Source organism: Rhodococcus sp. UNC363MFTsu5.1 (assembly GCF_000686785.1).
Classification (GTDB): Bacteria; Actinomycetota; Actinomycetes; order Mycobacteriales; family Mycobacteriaceae; genus Rhodococcus_G; species Rhodococcus_G maanshanensis.
The window spans coordinates 1-6,672 of the sequence record NZ_JMLO01000053.1; the positions used below are offsets into that span (position 1 = coordinate 1).

Genomic DNA, 6,672 nt, shown 5'->3' on the forward strand with positions numbered 1-6,672 from the left:
GAGCGAACTGGCCATAGTGCGCCTCCGGGCGCCATCATTCGGCTACGCGGCACAGTTCGTTTGGCAAAGCAGTATCTCCGAACAAATGCCAACTTCGATGACGACGATCGCGCCCTGTCGTCGTCACGCTAGTTGTCACACCGCAGGTCAGAGCGCCGGGAAATGACAACTGCGATGACGGTTCACACCCCCCCCTGTGAACGGTCACCGTAGTTGGCAATTTGGGACTGCCCCCGGTTTGGTTGACATCTGATCTGTGAGGACCACTCCTCACGATGGAAGGATGTCCCCATGCCGAAGCCGTTCCCCGAGGAGTTCCGTCGCGACGTCATCGCCGTCGCCCGCAAGGGCGAGGCCTCACGGCGTCAGATCGCCAAGGACTTCGGAATCTCCGAAGGGTGCCTGCACCGCTGGCTGAAGATCGCCGACCGCGAGGACGCATCAACGCTGGAGCGAAGACCTCGGGTTCCGACGAATCCGCAGAGCTGCGGGAAGCGCGCAAACGGATCAAGCTCCTCGAGCAAGAGGCCGAGGTCATGCGCCGTGCCGTCGCCTACCTGTCCCGGGACGTCAACCCAAAATGATGTTCCCGCTGGTCCTCGACCTCGCTGCTGACGGAGTGCCCGTCACGGTGACCTGCCGGGTTCTCGGATTCTCCGCCCAAGCGTTCTACAAGTGGAAGAAAGATCCAGTCACGCAACGTGATTGGGACGACGCGCATCTGATCAACGCTGCGCGCGAGATCCACGCCGACGATCCCGCCTTCGGTTACCGCTTCATCGCCGACGAACTACCCGGCCGGGGAATTGCCGCAGGCGAGAACCGCGTCGCCAGGCTGTGCTCACAGGAGCGCATCTGGTCGGTGTTCGCGAAGAAGAAGGGCCTGAACAGGAAGGCCGGCCCGCCCGTTCACGACGACCTCGTCGACCGCCAGTTCACCGCAAACCGGCCCAACGAGGTCTGGCTGACCGACATCACCGAACACCGCACCGACGAAGGCAAGCTCTACCTCTGCGCGATCAAGGACCTGTACTCGAACAGAATCGTCGGCTACTCGATCGACTCCCGGATGAAGGCCTCGCTGGCCATGTCCGCCTTGCGGAACGCAGTCGAGCAACGGACCCCGTCCGGGACCATTGTTCACTCCGACCGCGGGAGTCAATTCCGATCTCGAGGATTCGTTCATGAACTGTTCCTCAACGGATTACAGGGCTCCATGGGCCGGGTCGGAGCATGTGGCGACAATGCCGCCATGGAGTCGTTCTTCGCCCTGCTGCAGAAGAACGTCCTCGACCGGAAGCGGTGGTCGACCCGTGAGGAATTGCGGTTGGCGATCGTGATCTGGATCGAGAAGACCTATCACCGCAAGCGCCGCCAGCGGCGCCTCGGCAGGCTCACGCCGGTCGAGTTTGAGACAATCAGTCAGGCCGCACACGCGGCTTGAATCTCTCCACCCAACGAGTCAACTGAAGTGGGGGCAGTCCCCGCATCGGTGGCAGCTCGTTCATTGGCCTCCCCCTGTCTCGCTGGCTGCTCCGTGACAGCCAGGCAGCCCGTCGAAATTGAACGGCCGTCAACTGCCACCGGGGCGGCGGCTGGCTGGTGTGGCACGGCCGCCGTAACCACGGATCAGGTCCCCACCACGCCAGCACCGATCGGCTTCATGCACTTCGAACCCGGAATGCAAGCTAGAGGCGTTGTAGCCCTATGTATTTCACGCCAGTGAGAATGCAGGGAGCCAAGCGCTGCGGGCGAGCAATCTGGATTCACCAATCATCGGCCCTTGCGCGGCCGATCACGGACATACCAGGCGATCCAGAAGAAGGGAAAGAGAATTCCAGCGGCCACGGCCGCGGGAAGTCTTCCAACCCTTCGAAATTCGCCAACCGCTGTCATTGATCCGAATGCGAGATAGGGCACTACGATCACCAAGGTGGTCATCCAGGCCAGAGTCACGGCTTCCGCTCCCAAAGAGTGCGATGTTCGATCCGAGCTGTGGGTGATGCCGCCCTTGAGATAAGGCGGCATCACCCACATAGTGCACTCGGTGGCCTACACGTTTCCGCAGGCAGTACCCCTATCTGTGTACCAGCCGCCGCCATGATCTTCCCATAGTCGAGCACAAACAGTGCCGTGGCCAATTCCGTCACGGATCGCTGTCGGACCCGAGGCCGTAGGTCCGTCGATCATGAAGCCTGGGCCCCACATCTGAATATGCCCCCAGATCCCCCAACCGCAACTAGTATTCTGTCCGCCAACTGCGTGAAACCCGATAGTGCCCGTTGTGAGCCAAAGGATGGCACATCCGCCTGTATTGGCACCGAACGGAGCCATGCCGGGAGGCAGCGGAGGAGCCTGATTCACTCGTTGACCAGGAACCTCTTCTGGCTTCACAGGACTTTCGAAACCCTGACCCCCAGGATCCGCCTGCACTTCCTTCGCAGTGGGCTCTGCCGGCGTACCAGGAGAAACGTCGCCCGCTGCCGGACCGATCGGATCCGCAGTGGCAACGGCCCCACCTAACGAAGCCACCAAGGCGGTCGCCACCGCGGCGGTAGCCAGCATTCTCATCACCTTCACGTTCTCCCCTCCCTGTATTGGTTGCTTAGTCAAAAGACTGAGCACTTTGGAGTAGATCACGGGAGGGCTGGCATCGATGACGTTGTACCCGTGAGGAATTGGCAGTTCTTTGCTGTTAGTCAGGGCTTGGATTCGGTCAATGCTCGCTCATCTCGACGTAGGCATGGCCTTCGCCTCCGCCCGCTGATCGGACCTGCAGCACCAGGAATGCGGCGCGGGGATGCCTGCTGATCACCCTCTCGACCAGCCAACGTGCCAAAGTGGCGGTACCGCGCACATCCGCGAGCTGTCGGCGCAGATTTCTCCGGATCAGGACTCGGCGATGATCTTGAGGACGCGGGCCACCACCCGGTCACCGTGATCACCATTGGTCACCACAGCAACGCCGAAGCGCTGGCTGGGATTGATCAGGAGGCGGGCGTAGTAGCCACGGTTGACACCTAGGTGGCCGACCATCTCTGGGCCGTCGAGCTCTATGCCGAGGCCGTACGCACCGTCGGTGCCGGCGACCGGTTGACGAAGTTGGACCGCAACCGGATCTTCGGAGGACAGCCAGGCAGCGAACCGACCAAGATCATCGACCGAGGTACACAGACCGGCGGCGGCGGATTCGGCATAGCGATATCGCGGCATCGGCCGGCCATCTTGATCGTGGCCGGCGATCACCTCCGGCCCGCAGGCATAGCCACTCCTGTTCATGCCCAGCGGAGCGAGCACCTCGTCCTCGATCACCTCCGGCAGCGGGGCACCGGTGACCGACTCCGCGTACAGCTGAGCGATCGTGTAACCGCCACCGCTGTAGCGGTAGCGGCCGGGCTTCTCGGACTGGCGGACCGGCTCGGAACCAGCGCGTCCGAGCAACGAGTCGACCGTCGCCGCCGCCGGCTGCGCTGTTCCCAGATAGCCGGGCACGTTGATGCCGGCGGTGTGGCTGAGCAGCGTCCGCAACGTGATCGCAGCCGGATCCGGACCGCCGGGTGGCAGCGCCCAACCCTGCAAACGGTCGAGCACCGGCATATCGAGCTGGCCGGCGAACCGGCGCACCAGGGCCGCCGCGGCAACCGTCTTGGAGATCGAACCGGCCTGAAAGATCGTGCCCTCGTCGACCGGACGACCGTTCTGCTCGCCGAAACCGCGAACGTACGACGGCCGCCCATCAACGACCAAAGCCACCGCGGCCGCAGGCACCCTCGCCTCGGCCAGCACGCCCGGCAGCTCCCGCTCCAGCCGGGCGATCGCGGCGGACGGGTTGTCTGGTTGCCGTAGCTCGTCGGTGTCACGTACGAGCCACCAGACCGCAATCCCAGCCACCAGGGCCAGCACCAGAACGGTACTAAGAACCAGTACTCGTCGCCGCGTCATGGATCCATCCTGTCGGAGACCGTCGTTGATGGTCCCCGCTGGGCGCCGCTCCGGCCCGGTTGCGGAGCGGTCTATGCGTCGCGTTTCGTGATCACTATCGACGCTGTCGCAGTGAGGACGGTGGCGATCATTGTGAGATAGGCGAACGCCCACCAGCCCGGAAGGATCGCGGCGGACTCGAGCGACTCGGGGGTGCTGTCGAACAGGAAGTGCAGGGCTACCGCGAAGGGCAGCCATGGTTCGACGACGGCTCCGATGGCGGGTATGGCGGGGACGGCGTTCTCGATGAGCAATGGGTAGAGCACGATGAGGGCTACCGCGGCGACGGTGTTCTTGATGAGCATCCCAACTGCAACTGCCATCGCAGCACCGACCAGGTAGACCAGCCCGACCCCAGCGACTGCGCGCAACTGCGCACCTGTGGTGATGGACGCGACGCCGCTGGGATTGACCAGCTTGGCAGTTCCGTAGGCGAGCCAGGCGGTGCCTTCGCCGATCAGCCCGGCCAAAAGAGCGACGGCAGCTGTCTTGGCGAACACCACCTTGCCGCGACTAGAACCCGCCATGAATGTGAGTTTGATTGTTCCAGTTAGGTATTCGGTGGTCGCCGCGAGGACCGCCATGATCATGACGACCACAAGGCCAGCGACGCAGCCGGCCTGTGTGTTGTTGACTGATGCTCGCATGTTGTCCGCGAACTCGGGCATGCTCAGATCGGTTGCCCTGCGGTGTATTCCCGCCCACACCACGGCCCAACTGCACGCCAAGACCACGATCAGGGCGCCGCACCACCGCGTCGATCGCATGGAGACCAGTTTGACGAGTTCCGCGGCGAGCATGTGCACCCCTTCCGTTTCTGAGGTTCGCCCTCGCATGTCAGTCACGGGCGGTCGTGCCGTCAGCGCCGCTGACCAGATTCATAAACGCGTCCTCCAGTGTGCTGTTGGACGTCGCGACCTCCGAGAGCTCGAGTTCAAGTACCGCGGCGATCGCCCCCACCTCGCGGCGGTTGGCGGCTGCGACCAACAGGCTCGGTGCCTGCTCTGCCTCAGACTCGACGTGCTGGTCGGGGCTGCTGAACGTTGGTATTCCCTTGGCGCGCAGCGCATCTTCGAGCTTCGACAGTTGCGGCGATCGCACCTTCAACATGCCGCCGCCCGCCTGTGCGATGAACTCGTCGGTCGTGCACCGCGCGACAAGGCGACCGTGATCTACAACTATCAGGTCGTCGGCGAGTACCGCGATCTCAGGGACTGAACGACCGGACACCAATACCGTGCGGCCCTCGCGGGCGCACTGTGCGAGCACCCCTCGGATCCAGGCGATATCTCCTTGCCCGCGATCATCGAAGGGCGCGTCGGCCACCACCATTGACGGGTCTCCAAGAAGCGCCGACGCCACACCGAGCCGTTGCAGCATCCCGCCGGAGAAGCTATCGATCCGCTCGTCCGCCGCATAGGCCAGGTCGACCTGCTCCAACACCGCGTCCACACACCGCAGAGAGACCCTACCGGTCAGTGCCACCCAGCGTAGATGCGTGCGGGCAGACCGGTACCGATATATCCAGCCTGCATCGAGAATCGCCCCCACCTCTGTGGACGGCCGTTCCAGGTCCCGAAAAGGGCGCCCGCCGATGAGCGCGCGGCCGCTGGTGGGGTGATCGAGTCCCAGCAACATCCGCAAGGTGGTCGATTTCCCTGCCCCACTACGACCAAGGAGCGCAGTGACCCGACCCGCTCGCGCAGTGAACGACAAATCATCGACAGCAAGCGTTGACCCGTAACGTTTGGTCAATCGGTGTGCCTCGATCACGCTTTCCTCCCCCATCATGCAGACCGCTCTACTTCCCCCGCGACCTTCACAGGCTACGGACTTGTCCTCATCGGTGGTCTTCGTCAGGTCAATCGACTCCAGGCGTGGTGGATCGGTTGCTCGTATCGGCGGGTAGCGGGCACCCAGCGAGCGGACAACCGAGAGGCCTGTTGACCAACGAGTGACATTGCACTGTGCGGAGCGGCCCTTGGCTTCCACAGCTATCGGAGCCGATCACCGACACTGAGCGCGAGGCTATGAGGGCGCCCGGTCCCCGTTGTTCTCGTCATGACCGCTGCGTGATGGCGTCGAAACAGATTGTGGCTCAACACCATCACAAAACACCCGCCGAGGTGCCTGCTTGGGGTCGCGGCCACACAGCCGTCACCCCGCTATGTCGGCACCCATCCATGGTGGGTACCAAACCACGACCCCAAGCAAACCGAGAGGCCAGAACTCACTCCAATCCCGGCAGATTCAGGCTAGCCACACGTACCGTTGCATTTGTACAACTGCAAGAATCCACATCCGAGATCGAAGAAGCTGCAGTTGCACCAGCAATTGGAGCATTGCGCACAACTGAATCGCCCCGGTGAGTCCGGAGACTTCATCTCTTGTGAAGGATGGAGTCATGTCAGGTTCGAGGAAGTACCCGGCCGAGCTGCGTGAGCGGGCGGTGCGAATGGTCGCCGAGGTGCGCGGCGAGTACTCGTCGGAGTGGGCAGCGATCGAGTCGGTGGCCGCCAAGTTGGGCATCGGTTCGGCACAGACCTTGCTGAACTGGGTTCGTCGCGATCAGGTCGACGCAGGGAAGCGCCCCGGAGTGACCAGCGACATGGCCGAGGAACTCCGCAAGCTCCGGGCTGAGAATCGAGAACTCAAGCGCGCCAACGATATACTGAAGTCTGCATCGACTTT

4 protein-coding genes and 1 pseudogene are annotated in these 6,672 nt (G+C 63.0%); 2 read left to right on the forward strand and 3 right to left on the reverse strand.

The annotated features are described in order from the left end of the window. Positions 1-291: 291 nt before the first annotated feature. Positions 292-1,444 (forward strand): annotated as a pseudogene (locus tag BR31_RS0124870) (IS3 family transposase). Positions 1,445-2,889: 1,445 nt separating this feature from the next. On the opposite strand, the gene BR31_RS0124875 reads toward BR31_RS0124870, so the two are convergent. From BR31_RS0124875 to BR31_RS30070, 3 genes are all read right to left on the reverse strand, one after another. Next, entirely contained in the window at positions 2,890-3,942 is a 1,053-nt protein-coding gene (locus tag BR31_RS0124875; RefSeq protein WP_156042626.1) for a serine hydrolase domain-containing protein, read from the reverse strand. A 71-nt stretch (positions 3,943-4,013) separates the two neighbouring features. Then, entirely contained in the window at positions 4,014-4,781 is a 768-nt protein-coding gene (locus BR31_RS31750; protein WP_051637732.1) for an ABC-2 transporter permease, read from the reverse strand. Positions 4,782-4,818: 37 nt separating this feature from the next. Further along, positions 4,819-5,772 carry an ABC transporter ATP-binding protein gene (locus tag BR31_RS30070; protein WP_156042628.1) on the reverse strand — a complete coding sequence of 318 codons (954 nt, stop codon included), beginning with the start codon at positions 5,770-5,772 and terminating at the stop codon, positions 4,819-4,821. 613 nt (positions 5,773-6,385) lie between these two features. Between BR31_RS30070 and BR31_RS0124890 the strand changes: the two genes are divergently transcribed. Further along, a partial coding sequence (locus BR31_RS0124890; protein ID WP_027501574.1) for a transposase occupies positions 6,386-6,672 on the forward strand: 287 nt, incomplete at its 3' end.

Coding starts and splice junctions, on each gene's coding strand:
- BR31_RS0124875 (WP_156042626.1), bottom strand. CDS start 3,942: ATGACGCGGCGACGAGTACTGGTTCTTAGTACCGTTCTGGTGCTGGCC.
- BR31_RS31750 (WP_051637732.1), bottom strand. CDS start 4,781: ATGCTCGCCGCGGAACTCGTCAAACTGGTCTCCATGCGATCGACGCGG.
- BR31_RS30070 (WP_156042628.1), bottom strand. CDS start 5,772: ATGATGGGGGAGGAAAGCGTGATCGAGGCACACCGATTGACCAAACGT.